Consider the following 18328-nt stretch of genomic DNA (forward strand, 5'->3'; position numbering starts at 1 on the left):
TGTTCCCGGCAAAGCTGTTTTACATCTTTTCCGACTTTTATAAAATTAGTACCACAGACAGTGAAATCAAGGAGAACAATGTTGACATCATCACTGCTGTGGATGCAAGTTCCACATCTGAGTTCAGCTGGGCTGACAATACGGCAATCGCCGTGGAGGTGGGCAGACTGAAATAAATCATGCCTGTCTTGAATGCTGTATCAGACACGGAAAACAGTATAAGCATAATATATCCTGTCACCGGCATGATGACCAGTTTGATGGCCGCAGCCGCCAGGGCGTTGGGCCAATGCCGTGAAATACCTGCAAACGTGAGGGTGCCGCCCATGGAAATCAGGGCAAGGGGCAGCGTCATGGAAGCCACCAGGGCAAGAAAGTTATCGATAAATGCGGGCAGGCGATATCCTGAACCGGATAGGAGCAGGCCTGCGGCACACCCAATGATCAGTGGGTTGGAGATCAGTGCCCGTAATAAAAGCCACAGGCGTTGACCCACGGAAGGGGTTCGGCCTGAATGCCAGATCAGCACGGAAACCGAAAGCACATTGATGACAGGAATCAGGCATCCGATAAGGATGCTGAAGAGCCTTACGCCCTCTTCTCCGAGAACCGTAAGGACCGTGGCCATACCGATATAGGTGTTGAACCGGATCGAGGCCTGGAAAAAGGATCCAACCGCTTTGTCCTCAATTTTTGTTTTACGTATAAAAAAATAAGAGAACAGGGAAACCAGAAATATCGTCACAAGTACGGCCATAAGAAGCCCGGCTCCGGATGCCTCCGTGCCGGTTGATTTGGCTGTTTTCCAGAAAAGCATCACCGGGAAAAAAATATAGTACACCAGTTTATCAAGGGTGTTTAAAAAGTCATCCGACGTCATGCCCTGGCGCTTGAGTGCATAGCCCAATGCCATCATGGCGAGCAGGGGGAACAGGGTGTTGATTATTATCATGTTCGATCTCTTTGAGTAGTTAATTTTTATTTTTATTCGCGGACTATACACCAATTTGGTGCAAAAAACTAGCATCTTTCAATTTTATCCTTGAACAGGTAAAATTCTATAAAAATTAATTTTCTCATGAAGGGAGAGCTGTACCATGGGCGATCTTTATAAAAAACTGGCCCTGCATTTGGATAAAATGCCGGCGGGTTTTCCGGCAACAGGTTCCGGTGTTGAAGTAAAAATTCTTGAACGGCTTTTTACACAAGAAGAGGCAGCCATTGTGCTTGGGTTGAACATGTGGCCGGAAACTGTACAGGTTATTGCTGAACGTCTGTCAACGGATCCTGATCGTTTGGGTAACACACTCATGGAGATGTCCAAAAAAGGGCTGATTTTCAGGGCCGGCAAAGATGATTCGCCGTCATATATGGCCATCCAGTTTGTGATCGGTATCTGGGAATTCAATCTCAACCGGCTCAATACGGACCTGATCAAGGATGTGAATGAATATCTGCCCCAATATATGAAAAAAAGCTGGCTCAAATATAAAACCAAACAGCTGCGTGTCATCCCGGTGTCCAAAACGGTGACTGTGGACCTGGCCACCATGCCCTATGAGACCGCCGAAGAGATCATTTCCAAACAAAAGAAAATTGTGGTCAGTGACTGCATCTGCCGTAAGGAGCATGAGATGGTGGGGCAACCCTGTGATTACCCCATGGAGGTGTGTCTTACTTTTGGCACCGGGGCCTACTATTATGAAGGAAACGGCTTGGGCCGATCCATTGATGTGGAAGAAGCCTTGGGGATTCTTGAAAAAGGGCGCCGGGCAGGGCTTGTCCTCCAACCGGGCAACGCAAAGGATCCTGGTAATATCTGCATGTGCTGCGGGTGCTGTTGTCAGGTGCTGGGGAATTTGAAAAAACTCGCACAGCCGGCAAAGGCCGTACATTCCAACTATTTTGCCCTGGTTGATGCGGATGAATGTGTGGGGTGTGAAGCCTGTATGGACCGCTGTCATATGGATGCCATTGCCATGGATGACGCGGTGGCAAAGGTAAACTTTGACCGGTGTATCGGTTGTGGGGTGTGCGTTCCTGTCTGTCCGTCCGGGGCCATTGCCCTGGTTAAAAAGCAGGAAACGGATCAATATGATCCGCCTGCAAATACGTTTGAGACATATTTAACCATGGCCCAGGAAAGAGGCAATATTTAGTGCCCGACCGAAAACCGTAAATTTTGCCGATTACATGTAGCGGCTCGGAATAATTAAGGCCGGGCTCTGTTTATACGTTTCTATAAATTATGTCTCACGAATTCAACAGAACCATGAGTAAATAAGACCATGTTTTTTAAGACGGGAATTTAAGATATGGAAAGTATCGATATACCGTTCAGAGTGACAATACCGAAATCAGTTTCATTAAACGATCGTTTTTTGAGACTCAATAAAAAAGGATGTCATATTTTTAAAACAAGAACACCGAGCCTTGCTTCTGCTATTTTTCACTTTTTGGAAATCATTGGGAGCGATTGATCATACCATTAGTGCTTGGTCAACTATGTGGCCAGCTGAAGAAAAAAAATTGCAAGCCTTTCCAGATGATGTTAATGATTTCAGCATTGATTTTTTTTACAATTATACCGGTCTGGTTATTCTTACTTTTCGGATGTTATCCCGTTAGATAAGTGAATATGAAAGATAAACAGAAACTACACATCAACTTGTTCACATTGGACACACGGGGGCGGGCTGGCAAATTACCCGATAATATGGTACGGCTGAAGCTTTGCTTCGCTGCCGCAAAACTTCGTTATGTCGGACAAAGCGAAGCAAAGCTTCAGCCGTAGTCAAAGGCGAATTTTCCACCCCACTACCCCGTGGCCATTGAACAAACCAATACACTGGACAAGCCAGTGATTTAAATATTAGAAGTAATAAAACTAAATACATGGCAAGACAGATCACATGAATAATTATTTAGCTGGCCCTGATAAAAATGAGCAATACACAAACCTAGTTCCTTTTGATAAAGGGGGAATGGGCGAAATATATCTAGCAGATGACACTGTTAATAATGAGAAAGTTGCCATCAAGATCATAGATTTGCCACAAAAAGAATATGCAGAAATGCTAATGAGAGAGTTGGATGTCTCTCTAAGCTTATCAGGAGACAATATAGTATCAACATTATTTGCTGGTAAAAAATCTTTTGCTAGCCATGATCAAATATATATAGTTCAAAAGTTCTATAATTCTGGAAATCTTAGAAATAAAATAATTAAAAATATTCCGCTGAATGAGTGTTTTAGCATGATGCTTGACATTCTTAATGGTGCAATAGTTGTTCACAAAAAAATAGTCCACAGAGATTTAAAACCCGAAAATATTCTTGTTGATAATGATGGAAATTTACATATAGCAGACTTTGGTCTAGCGAAATATATCGAAGAAGAAACGAGAACACGAACATTTAAAGGCAGTGGTACATACCCGTACATGGCACCAGAGTGTTGGACCAATCAAGAAAATACAGTTGCAATGGACATTTATGCTCTAGGGATAATATTTTATGAAATATTAGCTGGTGGCCTACCAGATCGATTTTCAAATCCTGACGATTGGAGAGATTACCATCTATTCTCTCAATTACCAGATATCGTTGGATTCAGAACAGATGTCCCAGTAAAGCTAAAACAAATAATTTCAAAAATGACAGAGAAAAGGATATCCGATAGATTTGAATCCGTATCCGAGGTTAGCGAAAGAATTAGAGAGGCCATGAGTCAGTCTATGACGGAACAAAGCGAATTCTCTAATCTCGCAAATTTAGCCCACTCAACTAACCAATTGTTATCATCAAAAAAATTAGAACAAAAGCGCATAGAAGAAGAAAAAGAGAAACTTGAGAAAACCCTTAACTTTCACGTAGAAGAACTATTTTCAGACATCAAAAGAATTGTCAATGGTATTAACTCGCAACTTGAAGGTGTAGAAATACAATTGACAAATAGCCGTTTCACAGGTGTTATTGAATCTCGAAAGTTGGAACTTAAATTTAATAATAAATCTATATATATACAGTTTTATCCTAGTTCAACATTTCCTTCTTACGAGCGTGATAGAGCTGTAAACATAAGAAATATTCAAGGAAGTCGACGTGACATTTTCTTTCAACCTCCTGGGGCGAGCATTTTTGAACAAAAGAACTTTATTCTTTTAGGCAATGTTCATTGCAATCATCAAAACCCTAACCTTCATGCATGTTATGGTTTCAATCCTATTTTGGTGAAAGCAAAAGAAGAGCAATATGGTAAATGGTATAGAGCGCAATTCAAAGATTCATCCTTGGGACATCAATTAAATAGAAAAGATTTTTCTTTAAGAGATGCTGATTTTTTACAAGAGTTTGAAAATTGTTTTGCAATGCATACTCTAGACGTTGATTATCAAGAACTTAAAGACGCAGATTTAACGAGAGCAATACAGGAAATTCTTACACCATAAATTGATAAAAAACTTCTAATCGGGTAGCCGGGGGTTTTTCTCCCCCCCAGCCCCCACACCACCCCACAAGCGGGTCCGCATAGGGCGGTTCACCAAGTTTACCGGGCCGTAGCCGGGTAATGAATTTTCACCCACTGATCTTTGACAGATATTAATCCTTGTTCAGACAGCCATTTATTGGTCATACCGGCTTGTGTTGCTCTGGTTCTGGACATATGCCATGGCCCTCTTCGGCTAAGTGATGTCGAAATGGCCTCTCTTTTGTAAGTACCCAATTTGAGAAGATTTCGGATTTTGGTACGGGTATACCGCCATTGTTTCCAGTAGCACATCCGCATCCGTCGGCGGAGCCATTCATCTATTCCCGGAATAGGTCGGTAGTATTCCGATATCCCGTAATAATTCATCCAGCCCCGGATATATTCCGCTAACTTCTTGTATCGGTACTCCATGGAGACAAACCAACTTCTTCCGGTAAACAGGCGTAACCGCCGCTTAAATTCCAGAAAGGATTTATCACTCCACCTGATTTTGCCGTTTATAAACACAAAACCAAGAAAGCCGCACTCTTCCACTGGTGCTACTTTGCTTTTCTTCTCATTGACTTTGAGCCGAAGCTTCTGTTCAAGAAACCTTCGGATACTTGCCATCACCCTATTCCCGGCACTCAGACTCTTCACCATAATGATGAAATCATCTGCATACCGGACAAAATGGTGACCGCGCCTTTCCAGTTCCTTGTCAAGATCATCAAGAAGGATATTAGCGAGCAACGGTGAAAGTGGACCGCCCTGGGGAACACCGGTTGGTGTCGCCTGGAGACGGTCTTTGACCATAACGCCAGCCCTGAGATATTTACCGATAAGCTTGAGAACACGCTTATCTTTTATCCGGCGGGATACTCTAACCATAAGGACATCGTGATTCACTTTATCGAAAAATTTCGACAAATCGGTATCAACGGCTACAGTACAGCCCTGTCCTATGTATTGTTTTACCTGCCGGACCCCATTATGGGCTGACCGTCCAGGCCTGAAGCCGCAACTTGACTCCGAAAACAGCGGGTCAAATATTAACCCTAAGACCTGTGCTATCGCTTGCTGGATAATTCGATCCAGCACTATGGGAATACCAAGAGGACGTTTACTGCCGTCCGGTTTCGGTATTTCCACCCTGAGAACAGGAGAAGGAACATATGTCCCTTCAAATAAGTCTAAACGTATCTGCGGCCATAACTCACGGAAGGTTCCCGGGAATTGTTCGACAGTTACACCGTCGATTCCGCAAGCACCTTTGTTAGCACGCACCTGTTTCCAGGCCTGATGGATATTTTCTGTCGAAAGAATACGTTCCAGTAGTTGATCATTTGAAAATGGTTCTTTCATGACGCGCCTGTACACTACTCCTCCATTCGGATTCATTGTACGCACAAAGCTCATGAACACCTCCTTTTCTCTTAATGTTCGGTCCTTCACCCTGTCCGGGACATTACTCCCGGCGTTGGCTACTATGACGTCTGCTGACTTCTGTCCCGTCACTCTACCGGTTACCCGGCAAGGCGCAGTAAAGATTCCTCTTTGCATGTGTTGCCTATTATTCGTATCTCACCTCCGTCGACAACAGCCGGAGGTGCCTGGACCTTGGTATCCCGGTAAGGTCCGTGCCGGGGATTATTGCAAAGGGATCCACCGCATGCAGGACAGATCTCCCCGGATAAGAACGTGAACTGTCACTACACAACCGCAGCATTTACCCTGTCTCCTGAATCCTGGGCTTCGACATGTTGTGCTGGCTTACCCGGAGACCAGGCCTTATATGCTGTTTCTGTTCGTCGGCTCATAGTTTTGCACTCCAACTTCCTTCAGACGGTCCCTCGCGGTTCCGCCCTTGTTTTCGGCTAATACTTCTGTTAATGCTGTATGCATCAACAGGATTCACGTATAGGGGACTTGCACCCCATAAGTTCACGCCCGTGCCGGGCGTACACAAACGGGTCAACACGGACTCGCCAAGGCTCGCCGGTTACCCTACACGTTAGATTTCAAAAATATAAAAGGCACGCTGATATGGTTCACTTTAAAAATTGTCTCACTGTAATAAGATTAGATATCCATTCAAACAAACCAATAATTTTGAATTATGGCGGCACAAATGACATTTCGGTAGAAATCCGTACTCCGAATAAAGAAGAACGAGAGATAGGGCACAAAACTTTTAATGCAATGTGCGACACTTTTGGGTCATTTCCACCAACCCCGAGATCGCTACCTGTATTCGAAGCGATCGCAGCGGGCAAATTACCACCTGAAAATGGTCAGGCGAAAACCGTGGAAGACATGACCCGCACGAGTGGTCACCATGTATCCCTTGACCACTATCCGAACCCTTTTTCGGGTTTCATCGATAAAACAGCAAATGAGTTATCCAAGTACCCTAAAAAAGCCATAAAAATTCTTCGGTGGCGACATGCCCAGCAGGGGCCTCCCTCTCCCATTTCACCGAGAGGGACCTATTTCTCATTCGACAAAAAAAATTGGTTCAAAGTACCTGATCGTACCCATGTGCAAGTTGTCACACCCCCATCCTCAATTTTAAGAACCGAACAAGTAAATGAGAATGAACTTTTCAATCTCACAAAAGAAGAAGCAGACGAACCATTAGCTCATGAACTATACAGGGAAGCAAAAGAGTTAAAATTCAACAACCCAAGAAGCTGTTTAATTCTTGCTATTTCATCACTTGAAATCGGGGTAAAAGAATGCATTCATCGGCTAATTCCGGACAGTGAATGGCTTGTGAAAAACTTGCCAACACCACCAATTATTCGAATATTGAAAGACTATTTCCCACTACTTCCTTGTAAAAATACATTTTTAGGGAAAGTCCATCCCCCTCCAAAAAAACTTTTGGATACGATAAAAAAAGGTATTTCAATTAGGAATGAACTCACCCACAAAGGGACAGGGACTCCAAAGACTGAAACCTTAGACGAAGTCCTTGATGCTGTTTATGAAATTTTGTGGCTATGTGATTTCTATTGTGGCTTTGAATGGGCAAAGAACCATATCAGCAGTAACACACTAAAATTATTGGAAAATAGTCAATAATAGAACGAAAAAAGAAATCTAACGCCGCAATTCAGCGGACGCAAAAAGCCGCGCCGCTGAATTGCGGCGTTGACTATGTCTATTATCAGCCACTCAAAGCCTGTATCGAAGGGGCGTTGACTACTTCTGTTATTGATGATGTCAGATTCAAATCTTATTAACGTATAAAGTGAGCCAGGCTGAATTATTCCGAACCGCTACAATTACAAGGTGTACGCAAATTTTCAGGTTTTCGGTCAAACACGATTTAAATTACGAACACCTTGTTGGGTACTGTGCTCAGAAATCGGCTGCCGGTTTCCGTTATCTGGATTACGCTTTCTATGCCTGCGGCGAACCGGTCTTTAAAAATAAATTTCGGCTCCACGGCAAACACCATTCCCGGTTCAAGCATTGTGCTTCGTCCCTTTGAAATGATGGGGTCCTCCACCAGTTCAACACCAATGCCATGTCCTAAAAATTTGGCTTTTAATTCGGAAAGGCCTAAAAATTGTTCCCTATATCCCAGCTTGTCCGCCATGGTCACGGATAGCTGAAAAATCGTTTTCATGGCAACACCAGGCTTCATGGCATCCTTGACATGGAAAAGAATGTCAATGGCTGCCTGGCTTGCGGCATCTGCCTGGCTGTCCATTTTTCCTGCCACAAACATCCGGGATTCATCCATGTGATAGCCAAAGGCCATGGTGCCCAGATCAATGAGTACGGGATCATTTTTTTCAATCACACGGGTGCCTGCACCAAAGGGATAGGCCGTGTACATACCTGTGCCGCATACCGGAGAATCAAGTGCCCCTGACTGCCCCCCGCTTTCACCGCCCATGATATGGAAGTTAAACCCAACGGATCTGTAATGGCGAGTCTGAAGGCGGCCCGAGTGGCCCTGGGTTCTGGCAAAGGCCTCAATGCGGCCTGCCAGGTCCGTTTCCCGGATGCCGGGTTCAAGATTCTCGGCAATAAAGTCAAACACCCGGCTGGATATTTTTGCCACATCCTGCATAATGCCAATCTCATATGCTGATTTTTTTGCCCGGCAGGACATGATCAACGGGGTGGCATCCTGCCAGGTACAACCAAAAAACAACGATTGATAAAATCTAAAATCCCTCACCGGAACAAGGTCAAAGGCGATGCCCATGGTTTTTGCAAAACACCCGTGACTGTCCTTGATGATCTGGGGAATTTCCGTGACGGAATGAACCGGGATAATATGGGTCAGCGGGCTTTCGGCAACCGCTCTGGGAAGGTATCTTTTTACGAATAAAAGAGGTTCATGTTCCAGGGTCACATATAGCCAGGCATCCTGGGCCGAGCCGCTGAAGTAGTAATAATCCGGCCTGTGGGTCAAAAATACGCCGTCCACGCCGGCCTGGGTCATCTTTTCTTTCAGGGTCTGTATCCGTTGGCTGATTTCTGTTTCAGGGGTCAAATCCAGAGGCAAAAGTGTGTCTATCATTTTTTCTCACAATTTTTTTGTTCATTGACAGTTACGGAACTCATTTACTTTATCAACATATTTGAAATTTTCAAAGGGTTTGGATAAAGGTTCACTTACCGATTGCCGGAACCGCTACTTTGGTGGTTTTTCTTTTTTATATTTGACATCCGGTAATTTTATATTAAGTTCAAATTAATTTTTTTTTTTAACTTTCAGGAGAAAAAACATGGCAGATTTGACAGCAGTGATGGAAACCTCAAAAGGCACCATTAACATTACGCTTTTTGCAGACAAGACCCCGTATACCGTGGGGAATTTTGTAAACCTTGCCAAACGCGAATATTATAACGGTTTAACCTTTCACCGTGTAATTTCGGATTTCATGATCCAGGGCGGATGTCCTTACGGTAATGGTATGGGTGACCCGGGCTATAAATTTGAAGATGAATTCAAAAAAGATCTTAAACATGACAAGCCCGGCATCCTGTCAATGGCCAATGCCGGTCCCGGGACAAACGGCAGCCAGTTTTTTATTACCCATGTGCCCACGCCCCATCTCGACGGTATGCACACGGTATTCGGCGCAGTTGTCAGCCAGGCAGATCTGGACGTAGTCAACAGTATTGCCCAGGGAGATACCATTGAAAGTATCACCATCAAAGGCAATGTGGGTTCTGTGTTCAAAAAGATTAAATCTAAACTGGATGAGTGGAATAAAACCCTGAATAAATCCTTTCCCAAGCTTCCCAAAGCTTAATTAAGGCTTGGAATCAGATTAAAATCGTCCAAATATGACTTAGGATTTTAAGTCGTATTCAAGGCGCGTTACTGGAAGCATATTCGAAATATGTGTCCAGTGACGCAACGCGGAAGACGGCTTAAAAGGCAAGTTATATGGACGGTTTTATTTTGATTGCGAGCCTAACGTTTAAACAAAAAGACCTTTTGTCGTTTGATCATGCGGCAAAAGGTCTTTTTATTTTGGGTTCAGCAGTTTTGTCTGTAGCGTCGGTTATCAGTCCAGGTCAATGTACAAAGGAATAAGATGAAGGGAAGCGGAATTTTCTTCGGTATCTCCTAAACGCCAGCTTTTCGCCGGAATTCCGGCTTCTTTGATTTTTTCAATCATGCCTTTGATATTGATCAGGGGGTGCCGGGTGAATACATTGGGCAGTCCGTATGTCAGGCTGCACACCAGGCATTTGTCCGGCCGCCGCAGCAGATTAAAGGCAAGGACGATACGGCTGCCGGAAATACTGATAGGCTCCAGCCTGATGTCATAGGCGCCTTCTGAGGCATCACCATACAGTGCATCAAAAAACTGATCACTTCTTTCAGGTGGCAACAGCTCATCTAAAAATTCTTGGGTGAGTACGCTGTCAAAATCTTTTTGAACCATGTTTTCTTTATCCTTTTTTATGGCCGGTATATTCTTTCGATCAAATTTCTTTTCTATTCTTTCTATACCGGAAAATCAAGGTATAAAGCAGGGAATCCAGGGGAATTGCATGTAATCTGCCCGCAGTTTGATGCCAATTTCAACGGATCATACGGATTATAAAGTCCCCTGTATTAAATTTAAAATGTTACAGCTTAACCATTTGATCTTGCGCCGGTATCTGGTACAATAAAAATTTAAAAAGAGAAGGGGGCTCCGTAACGGGTGTCCATTCGTAAAGAACATCTATATTCTGTTCACTGCCAGTCATAAAAATGGAATAATTAAATGAAAATATTAAAAATTTCCCGGGGGTTTGACCTGAATGTGGCTGAACAGCCCGATCTGAACTGTGCTCAACTGGCCCTGCCGTCCAGTTTGGGGTGCTGTGCCGGGGACATACCGCATATTCGGCCAAAATTGCTGGTTAAAGAGGGGCAGCGCGTTAAAACCGGCGACGCCCTGTTTACGGATAAGCGGGATACAACCATACAATATGTCTCTCCGGGAACCGGTCAGGTGGAAAAAGTTATTTACGGGCACCGGCGGCGTCTGATGGAGGTTGTGATCGCAACTGAGTCCGAAGATGAGTATGTTGAATATGATCCGGTTGATTTGGACGGCATCATCGATATGCCCCGGGATGCGCTTGTGACGGTCCTCAAAAAAGGCGGCCTGTGGCAGGGCCTTCGTCAGTTTCCGGCCCTGGATTTCGCCGATCCGGATCATTCCCCTGCCTTGATTATTGTGGTCATGGACGGAAATGACATTTTTTCGCCGCGTCCGGGCATCATCCTTAAAGATAACATTACTGCCTTTGAGGCGGGCATGGCGGTTTTGCGCAGATTTTCAAATCGGTTGGCCGTGGTTTGTCGGAAAAGCAGCCTGGAAGGTATCCGGGAGCAGAGCAGTTCAGTGGCGGACCAGATCACCCATGCCGCCCCGGACATCTATCCTGCCTGGCTCCCCGGTGCCGTGCTCTATCAAATCAAGCAACAGGCGGCGGAGAACAGCACCTGGTATATCCGCCTGGATCACCTGGTCATGATGGGGCGTTTTTTACTTTCCGGCCGATATCCGGTTGAAAAAATCGTCACCATTACCCGGCCCGGGGAACAGCACCCCCATATGCGGGTCCGCCAAGGCATGCCGTTGTCTGCCCTGATCGGGGCAATGCCTGGGAATAGTATTGTCACCACAGGACGGTTCAACGGCCGGGTTTTGGAAAAGGATGCCCATATCGGTTTTTTTGAAAACACGGTTAATATCATTGAAACCGGGCCGGAGGAGGAGATGTTTGGTTTTGCCCGGCCCGGCCTTGACAAGCCCACACTCTCGTCCACATTCCTGTCTTCCCTATTCAGGCGTCCGGCAAACATGGACTGCACCCTTCACGGTGAGACGCGGGCTTGTATCAACTGCTCCTATTGCGAACGAATCTGTCCCAATGACCTTATGCCCTCCTTTATCATGAAGGCGCTGCATGCGGGTGAACTTGAAGACGCATTGGCGCTTGGGCTAATGGATTGCTGCAGGTGCGGGCTGTGCTCATTTGCCTGCCCTTCCAAAATTGAACTGACCCGGATCCTTTCGGACGCCATGGACGCCTATTACAAGGACAAACAATGAAGAATCCTTTAAAAAAAATTTTTGATGATACAAAGCCCTTTTTTACCGGGGACGGTAAGTATAAAAAGTATGAACCTATCTGGGATGCAACAAAAACATTTTTCTTTCTGCCTTCACAGAAGAATAGTTTCATGCCCTTTGTCCGGGATCACCTGGATCTGAAACGTTACATGAGCATCGTGGTTCTATCGCTTTTGCCGGTAACCTTTTTCGGGATATACAACACCGGATATCAGGCCGGTATCGGGGCCGGGGAATCCTGGCCAGTGACCCAATGCTTTCTTGTCGGCGCCTGTTATGTGCTACCCATAATCATAGTATCCTATGCGGTGGGGTTTGCCTGGGAGTTCCTTTTTGCCGTAATACGGGGTCATAATATATCCGAAGGGTTCCTTGTTACAGGACTGCTCTTTCCCTTGACCCTGCCCCCCACCATTCCTTTGTGGCAGGTGGCCCTTGGCATCTCCTTCGGGGTAATCATCGGCAAGGAGGTTTTTGGGGGAACGGGCCGCAATATCCTGAATCCGGCACTGACCGGACGGGCCTTTTTGTTTTTCTCTTATCCGGTCTCCATGTCCGGGGATGTCTGGGTGGCGGGAAAACATCTGGTGGACGGCGTAACCGGGGCCACAGCGCTTTCCGTGACCGGTGCCGGGGGACAGTCCATTACCGCAGCCCTTGGTGATGCAGGATATTCCCTGGGGCAGCTTTTCACAGGCTTTGTGCCGGGCAGTGTGGGAGAAACTTCGGCGCTCTGCTGTCTGTTCGGTGCCGCCATTCTCATGGTGACCCGCATTGCCAATTACAGGGTCATTATCGGCGGCATTGCAGGGCTTGTCATCACAAGTGTTATTGTCTACCTGATCCCAGGAGGCCAGGAGTCCTGGTCCAATGCCGGTCCCCTTTACCATTTGTGTGCCGGCGGCTTTTTGTTCGGCATCTCCTTTATGGCCACGGATCCGGTCTCTGCGCCGGGTACCAACCCGGGCCGCTGGATTTTCGGAGCAGCCATTGGGTTTTTAACCGTGATCATCCGGGTGGGCAATCCCGCGTTCATGGAGGGGGTGATGCTGGCCATTCTGTTTATGAACGTGTTTGCGCCTTTGCTGGACCACCTGGTACTCAAGTATAAATCATCAAAAAGGATTCCCAATGTTTGAGAAAAACTCAAAAGCCCATGTCATCCTTTTTGCCCTTGTCTTGTCCGTGGTGTGCAGCCTTTTGATTACAGCTGCGGCAACGGGGCTTAGGGCTCGGCAGCAGGATAACATGGCACTGGACAAAAAAGTGAACCTGTTGCGGGCCGCAGGCCTTGTGGATGAGGGACAAAATCCTGGGAAAGAGACCATTAACACCCTTTATGAGCAACGTATTGAAGAGGCTGTAGTGGACCGCCAAGGCAAAATCATTGAAACAGAAAACGCTGACGGCATGCATCTGTATTTTGTCCATGCAAAGGACGCCCGGGATGGTCATGATTCCAATGACATTTCCGGCTATATCGTGCCCATCAATACCCGGGGGTTGTGGGGAAAAATCCATGGGTACCTGGCCTTTAAAAATGACGGGCAGACCGTATCGGGATTTTCCGTGTTCAGCCACTCTGAAACCCCGGGCCTTGGCGGGGAGATTGAAAGTGCCTGGTTTCAGAAAAATTTTAAGGGCAAAAAGATCTTCAATTCCCAGGATAAGTTTGTCTCCATAGGCATTGCCAAGGGAAAGGCCGGAGATCTGCCCAAAGAGGAACAGGAAAATTATGTGGACGGTATCTCCGGGGCCACCCTGACGGGCAGGTATCTGTCCGAAGGCATTAAAAATACCCTGATGAAATACGAGGGGGTATCGGTGACCTTCCGGCAGAGACAATTAAAAGCAAAAGATGGAAACCCATCCCATGACTAAAATCCGCAAAAGGTGAACCATGAAGCTTAAATCAAAAAGTGAATACCAAGACATTCTGATCAAGGGCATGTGGACCCAGAACCCTGTGGCCTACCAGGTGTTAGGGATCTGCTCGGCCCTGGCCGTGACCGTGAAGATGTCCACGGCTATTGTCATGGCCCTAGCTCTGACCGCGGTAACGGCCTGTTCATCCATGATCATCTCATCCATGAGAAAGATCATTCCTTCCAACATCAGGATTATTGTGGAACTGGCCATTATCTCCACCCTGGTGATTGTTACCGACCAGGTCCTTAAAGCCTATTTTTATGACATCTCAAAGCAGCTCTCCATTTTTGTGGGGCTGATCATCACCAACTGTATTGTTCTAGGCCGTGCCGAAGCCTTTGCCCTGGCCAACGATCCCATTGATTCTCTTGTGGACGGCATTGCCAACGGCCTGGGCTATGGTCTGATCCTTGTGGTGGTGGCCTTTATCCGGGAGCTTCTGGGGTCTGGAACCTTTTTCGGTTTCCAGATAGTGCCCGGGTTTTTATATGATTTTGGGTTCCAGAACATGGGGCTGATGGTATTGGCCCCGGGTGCCTTTTTTGTCATCGGCCTTTTGGTGTGGTTGAAAAATTCTTTGCCCGGCATTTCAAGCCAAAAAAAATAACCCCCAAAATTGGGGTGAGGAGCATTCATGGGTGATTTGTTTAGTCTGTTTATCAATTCCGTCTTTATCGGTAACATCCTTCTGGCCTATTTCCTTGGGATGTGTTCCTTTATTGCCGTTTCCAAAAATGTGGATACTGCAGCAGGCTTAGGGTTTGCCGTTATTTTTGTGCTTTCTGTTACAAGTCCGGTCAACTGGTTGATTTATCACGGGCTTCTTGCCCCGGGCGCTTTGTCTTGGCTTGGACTTCCTGATCTTGACCTAAGCTTTTTAAAATTCATTACCTTTGTTGCCGTAATTGCCGCCATTACCCAGGCTGTGGAGATGGTCATTGACCGGTATTCGCCCGGGCTTTATGCCACGCTGGGCGTATTCTTGCCCCTGATTGCTGTAAACTGCGCCATTCTAGGCACCAGTCTTTTTATGGTGGAGCGTAATTATACGTTCATAGAGTCCATTGTCTTTGGCGCAGGTTCCGGCACCGGCTGGATGCTGGCCATTGTCACCATGGCCGCCATCCGTAAAAAAGCCCGGTATTCGGATGTGCCCACAGGGCTGCAGGGATTTGGGTTTACCATGATCATTGCCGGACTTATGGCCATGACGTTCATGATGTTTTCAGGCATCACTTTATAAATAGTGCTTGAATGAAAAATCACCCACCTGTATCTGGGCAACTTTTCATCCAAGCACCGAGTCCCGTCCAGGCACGATTTAAGGAGGCTTTGAATTGATCTATATTATCAGCATTGTGGTGTTTACCATTGTTATCGGAATTCTGGTTGCGGTGCTTCTGTTTGTGGAAGCAAAAGTTACCACCCGGGGAGAACATGTGGTGACCATCAACGGCAAGGCCGACGAGGCCTTAAAAATTTCGGGCAATCCCACGCTTTTGTCTGCCCTGTCGGGTAAAGATATTTTTCTGCCCTCGGCCTGCGGCGGGTCCGGGTCCTGCGGGATGTGTCGCTGCAAAGTGCTTGAGGGCGGCGGCAGCGTGCTGCCCACGGAACTGGCGCATTTAAGCCGGAAGGAGAAGGCTGAAGGGGTTCGGCTCTCCTGCCAGCTCAAAGTCAAGGAAGATCTTTCCATTGAGTTGCCTGAATCCATTTTTGGCATCAAAAAGGTGGATGCCGAAGTGATATCCAATAAAAATGTGGCCACGTTTATCAAAGAGCTTGTGCTGCGTCCCTCCGAACCCTTTGATTTCGAGGCCGGCGCCTATATTCAAATTGACGTGCCTGAATATGAAATCGATTTTAAAAATTTTCATATCGCAAGCAAGTATGTCAGTGAATGGAAAAAATATAATCTTTTAGACCTGACGTCCAAGGGTATAAAACCGGGATTCAGGGCCTATTCCCTGGCCAATCCGCCCCATGACAAAGAGATTCTCATGCTCAACGTACGTATTGCAACGCCGCCGCCGGGCACCGAAGGCATTCCCCCTGGATTTGGTTCTTCCTATGTGTTCGGGCTTAAACCCGGCGACCGGGTGATGGTGTCAGGCCCTTACGGGGACTTCATGGCAAGAGATACGGATCGGGAAATGTGCTTTATCGGCGGTGGCGCCGGCATGGCGCCTTTACGCTCCCATATTCTGCACCAGCTGAACGGTATCAACTCCGGCCGAAAGATCTCCTTCTGGTACGGAGCCAGATCCAAAAAAGAGATGTTTTACGACGAAAATTTTAAAGAACTGGTGGAAAAATTTCCTAATTTCTCCTACCATGTCGCCTTGTCCGACCCCGAAGCGGAGGACAACTGGACCGGGCGGACCGGGTTTATAAACACTTATCTTGTGGATGAATACCTAAGTACCCACGAAGATCCGGCTGAAATTGAGTATTACCTGTGCGGACCGCCGCCCATGATTGATTCCGTTATTAACAGCCTTTATGAGATGGGTGTGGAAGATGATATGATATTTTATGACAAGTTTTAAAGGATATTGATGCAAATCAATTTTTTAGGAAAAAACCTTCACACGCCTCTGGTGCTTGCATCGGGCGTGCTCGGCAACAATAAAGCTATTCTGGAGCGGGTTTGGGAAAACGGATGCGGGCTTCCCACCATGAAGTCCATTGGGCCGGCCCCCCGGGAGGGCCATAAAAATCCAACGGTCATTGACCTTGGCAACGGTCTGATTAATGCTGTGGGACTGCCCTCCCCGGGCTACCTGAATATGGAAGAGGAGTGGCAGGAACTGTCAGACCGGGTCTTTCCCATAACTGCCAGCATCTACGGCGGGTCTGTGGAAGAGTTTGTCCAAGTGGCGGCGTTTGTTTCGGCCAAGGGACCGGACTTTATTGAATTGAATATCTCCTGTCCCAATTCAGATCAGCACGGCATGGTTTTCGGCGTGAATGCCCAGTCTTCCCATGATGTTGTGGCTGCGGTTAAAAAAGTGATTCATGTACCCTTGATTGCCAAGCTGACACCGGCGGCTCCGGATATTGCAACCATTGCAAAGGCATGTGAGGATGCCGGTGCCGATGCCATCTGCGCCATTAATACCGCAGGGCCGGGCATGGTTATTGACATTGAGTCCCGGTCTCCTGTGCTGGCCTTTAAAAAGGGCGGGCTTTCCGGTCCCATGATCAAACCCATTGCCGTGCGCTGTGTATACGATATTTTTCGGTCCGTCTCCATTCCCATCATTGGTCTGGGCGGCATCAGCACGGGAAAAGACGCCATAGAGATCATCATGGCAGGGGCGACACTGGTGGGAATCGGCACGGCCGTGCGGTACCGGGGTATCACCGTGTTTGATAAAGTAAATAAGGAAATCAGCGATTGGCTGGCAGTCCACGACACAAGCATGGAAGAGATCCGGGGCGCAGCCCACAGGGAGGCCCTATGATTACACAGCTGATGCCCGCCATGGTCAAGGTGGCGGACAAGGACGTTCACAGCCCTGAGTTTGCCACCCTGTATGTCAACCAGCACATCGACTTTAAACCAGGCCAGTTTGTCATGGTGTGGATTCCCGGCGTGGATGAAAAACCTTATACCATTTCCCATCACAGTCCGGAACGCTTTGGTATTACCGTGGAGGCCAAGGGCCTTTTTTCTAGAAAAGCCGTATCCCTTGGGCCTGGTGATAAAATCGGTATCCGCGGGCCCTTTGGCAATGGGTTTAATATGGGAATCGGTCACAAACGGGTTGCCGTTGTGGCCGGCGGCTGCGGTATGGCGCCCCTTGCTCCCCTTGTGGAGACCTTTCAGACCGATAAGGGGCCTGAAGTTTTTCTAATCCAGGGGGCCCGGTCCAAATCTTTTCTGCTTTATCCGGACCGGTTTGCGGCAAAAGCCGAAATCTGTACCGATGACGGATCAAAGGGATATAAAGGGTTTGTGACGGATATCCTAGTACAAAAAATAAAAGATTTATCGGCAATTTCCACCCCTGCTTTTGATATGGTCTATGCCTGCGGCCCGGAGATCATGATGGCAAAGGTGTTTGATATCTGTGAAGTCCATAGCATCCCCTGCCAGGTTTCCCTGGAACGGTACATGAGATGCGGATTCGGGGTGTGCGGAGCCTGTGTCTGTGGTCACGCCGTGGTGTGTAAAGACGGGCCGGTATTTGGATCAAAGATGTTAAGAACCATGGCTGATTTTAATACCCGGGCACTGTTGAAAACCGGACAGCCGGTACCGTTAAATGAGTATGCCACCTGGCGCTGCCAGTGAAAAGAAGGAAAAAAG

The 18328-nt window shown here is 46.9% G+C and carries 16 protein-coding genes; 12 read left to right on the top strand and 4 right to left on the bottom strand.

From position 1 onward, the window contains the following. Positions 1 to 37: 37 nt before the first annotated feature. Entirely contained in the window at positions 38 to 952 is a 915-nt protein-coding gene (locus EYB58_RS05360) for an AEC family transporter (RefSeq protein ID WP_111956359.1), read from the bottom strand. A 145-nt stretch (positions 953 to 1097) separates the two neighbouring features. Here EYB58_RS05360 and EYB58_RS05365 point away from each other — a divergent pair, with 145 nt between their 5' ends. Together EYB58_RS05365 and EYB58_RS05370 are read left to right on the top strand one after the other, a co-directional pair. Beyond that, entirely contained in the window at positions 1098 to 2159 is a 1062-nt protein-coding gene (locus EYB58_RS05365) for a DUF362 domain-containing protein (protein WP_111956357.1), read from the top strand. Positions 2160 to 2912: 753 nt separating this feature from the next. Beyond that, a complete protein-coding gene (locus tag EYB58_RS05370) occupies positions 2913 to 4451 on the top strand; it encodes a serine/threonine-protein kinase (protein WP_111956355.1) in 1539 nt (512 codons plus the stop codon). A 98-nt stretch (positions 4452 to 4549) separates the two neighbouring features. On the opposite strand, the gene ltrA is transcribed toward EYB58_RS05370, so the two are convergent. Then, positions 4550 to 5836 (bottom strand): group II intron reverse transcriptase/maturase, encoded by a 1287-nt coding sequence (gene ltrA, locus EYB58_RS05375; protein ID WP_242637401.1) that lies wholly within the window; start codon positions 5834 to 5836, stop codon positions 4550 to 4552. 681 nt (positions 5837 to 6517) lie between these two features. Between ltrA and EYB58_RS05380 the strand changes: the two genes are divergently transcribed. Then, positions 6518 to 7558, top strand: a complete 1041-nt coding sequence (locus EYB58_RS05380) for a hypothetical protein (protein WP_111959038.1) — start codon at positions 6518 to 6520, stop codon at positions 7556 to 7558. 247 nt (positions 7559 to 7805) lie between these two features. Here the strand turns inward: EYB58_RS05380 and EYB58_RS05385 are convergent, their stop codons facing one another. Then, a complete protein-coding gene (locus EYB58_RS05385) occupies positions 7806 to 9014 on the bottom strand; it encodes a M24 family metallopeptidase (RefSeq protein WP_111959036.1) in 1209 nt (402 codons plus the stop codon). A gap of 208 nt (positions 9015 to 9222) precedes the next feature. On the opposite strand from EYB58_RS05385, the gene EYB58_RS05390 reads away from it, so the two are divergent. Then, complete coding sequence (locus tag EYB58_RS05390; RefSeq protein WP_111959034.1) at positions 9223 to 9753, top strand: peptidylprolyl isomerase; 531 nt, start codon at positions 9223 to 9225, stop codon at positions 9751 to 9753. A 258-nt stretch (positions 9754 to 10011) separates the two neighbouring features. Here the strand turns inward: EYB58_RS05390 and EYB58_RS05395 are convergent, their stop codons facing one another. Further along, a complete protein-coding gene (locus EYB58_RS05395; protein ID WP_111959032.1) occupies positions 10012 to 10395 on the bottom strand; it encodes a pancreas/duodenum homeobox protein 1 in 384 nt (127 codons plus the stop codon). A gap of 327 nt (positions 10396 to 10722) precedes the next feature. Here EYB58_RS05395 and EYB58_RS05400 point away from each other — a divergent pair, with 327 nt between their 5' ends. From EYB58_RS05400 to EYB58_RS05435, 8 genes are all read left to right on the top strand, one after another. After that, positions 10723 to 12063 carry a 4Fe-4S dicluster domain-containing protein gene (locus EYB58_RS05400; protein WP_111959030.1) on the top strand — a complete coding sequence of 447 codons (1341 nt, stop codon included), beginning with the start codon at positions 10723 to 10725 and terminating at the stop codon, positions 12061 to 12063. Continuing rightward, a complete protein-coding gene (locus EYB58_RS05405; protein WP_111959028.1) occupies positions 12060 to 13223 on the top strand; it encodes an NADH:ubiquinone reductase (Na(+)-transporting) subunit B in 1164 nt (387 codons plus the stop codon). Before EYB58_RS05400 ends, EYB58_RS05405 begins: the two co-directional genes overlap by 4 nt. Then, on the top strand, positions 13216 to 13965 hold the full coding sequence (locus tag EYB58_RS05410; protein WP_111959026.1) for an FMN-binding protein: 750 nt from the start codon (positions 13216 to 13218) through the stop codon (positions 13963 to 13965). Before EYB58_RS05405 ends, EYB58_RS05410 begins: the two co-directional genes overlap by 8 nt. A 19-nt stretch (positions 13966 to 13984) precedes the next feature. Next, positions 13985 to 14620, top strand: coding sequence for an NADH:ubiquinone reductase (Na(+)-transporting) subunit D (locus EYB58_RS05415; protein WP_111959024.1), 636 nt, complete (start codon positions 13985 to 13987; stop codon positions 14618 to 14620). A 27-nt stretch (positions 14621 to 14647) separates the two neighbouring features. Further along, on the top strand, positions 14648 to 15256 hold the full coding sequence (gene nqrE, locus EYB58_RS05420) for an NADH:ubiquinone reductase (Na(+)-transporting) subunit E (RefSeq protein ID WP_111959022.1): 609 nt from the start codon (positions 14648 to 14650) through the stop codon (positions 15254 to 15256). Positions 15257 to 15350: 94 nt separating this feature from the next. Continuing rightward, a complete protein-coding gene (gene nqrF / locus EYB58_RS05425; protein ID WP_111959020.1) occupies positions 15351 to 16562 on the top strand; it encodes an NADH:ubiquinone reductase (Na(+)-transporting) subunit F in 1212 nt (403 codons plus the stop codon). Between the two features lie 9 nt (positions 16563 to 16571). Beyond that, positions 16572 to 17480, top strand: coding sequence for a dihydroorotate dehydrogenase (locus EYB58_RS05430; RefSeq protein ID WP_111959018.1), 909 nt, complete (start codon positions 16572 to 16574; stop codon positions 17478 to 17480). Next, positions 17477 to 18313, top strand: coding sequence for a dihydroorotate dehydrogenase electron transfer subunit (locus tag EYB58_RS05435; protein WP_111959016.1), 837 nt, complete (start codon positions 17477 to 17479; stop codon positions 18311 to 18313). The genes EYB58_RS05430 and EYB58_RS05435 overlap by 4 nt, the downstream gene beginning before the upstream one ends. The last annotated feature ends 15 nt before the right edge of the window (positions 18314 to 18328 follow it).

It is taken from the genome of Desulfobacter hydrogenophilus (genome assembly GCF_004319545.1).
Lineage (GTDB): Bacteria > Desulfobacterota > Desulfobacteria > Desulfobacterales > Desulfobacteraceae > Desulfobacter > Desulfobacter hydrogenophilus.

Bases quoted from the DNA above. Each gene is read 5' to 3' on its own strand.
- EYB58_RS05360 (WP_111956359.1), bottom strand. From the start codon at position 952: ATGATAATAATCAACACCCTGTTCCCCCTGCTCGCCATGATGGCATTG.
- EYB58_RS05365 (WP_111956357.1), top strand. From the start codon at position 1,098: ATGGGCGATCTTTATAAAAAACTGGCCCTGCATTTGGATAAAATGCCG.
- EYB58_RS05370 (WP_111956355.1), top strand. From the start codon at position 2,913: ATGAATAATTATTTAGCTGGCCCTGATAAAAATGAGCAATACACAAAC.
- ltrA (WP_242637401.1), bottom strand. From the start codon at position 5,836: ATGAAAGAACCATTTTCAAATGATCAACTACTGGAACGTATTCTTTCG.
- EYB58_RS05380 (WP_111959038.1), top strand. From the start codon at position 6,518: ATGGTTCACTTTAAAAATTGTCTCACTGTAATAAGATTAGATATCCAT.
- EYB58_RS05385 (WP_111959036.1), bottom strand. From the start codon at position 9,014: ATGATAGACACACTTTTGCCTCTGGATTTGACCCCTGAAACAGAAATC.
- EYB58_RS05390 (WP_111959034.1), top strand. From the start codon at position 9,223: ATGGCAGATTTGACAGCAGTGATGGAAACCTCAAAAGGCACCATTAAC.
- EYB58_RS05395 (WP_111959032.1), bottom strand. From the start codon at position 10,395: ATGGTTCAAAAAGATTTTGACAGCGTACTCACCCAAGAATTTTTAGAT.
- EYB58_RS05400 (WP_111959030.1), top strand. From the start codon at position 10,723: ATGAAAATATTAAAAATTTCCCGGGGGTTTGACCTGAATGTGGCTGAA.
- EYB58_RS05405 (WP_111959028.1), top strand. From the start codon at position 12,060: ATGAAGAATCCTTTAAAAAAAATTTTTGATGATACAAAGCCCTTTTTT.
- EYB58_RS05410 (WP_111959026.1), top strand. From the start codon at position 13,216: ATGTTTGAGAAAAACTCAAAAGCCCATGTCATCCTTTTTGCCCTTGTC.
- EYB58_RS05415 (WP_111959024.1), top strand. From the start codon at position 13,985: ATGAAGCTTAAATCAAAAAGTGAATACCAAGACATTCTGATCAAGGGC.
- nqrE (WP_111959022.1), top strand. From the start codon at position 14,648: ATGGGTGATTTGTTTAGTCTGTTTATCAATTCCGTCTTTATCGGTAAC.
- EYB58_RS05430 (WP_111959018.1), top strand. From the start codon at position 16,572: ATGCAAATCAATTTTTTAGGAAAAAACCTTCACACGCCTCTGGTGCTT.
- EYB58_RS05435 (WP_111959016.1), top strand. From the start codon at position 17,477: ATGATTACACAGCTGATGCCCGCCATGGTCAAGGTGGCGGACAAGGAC.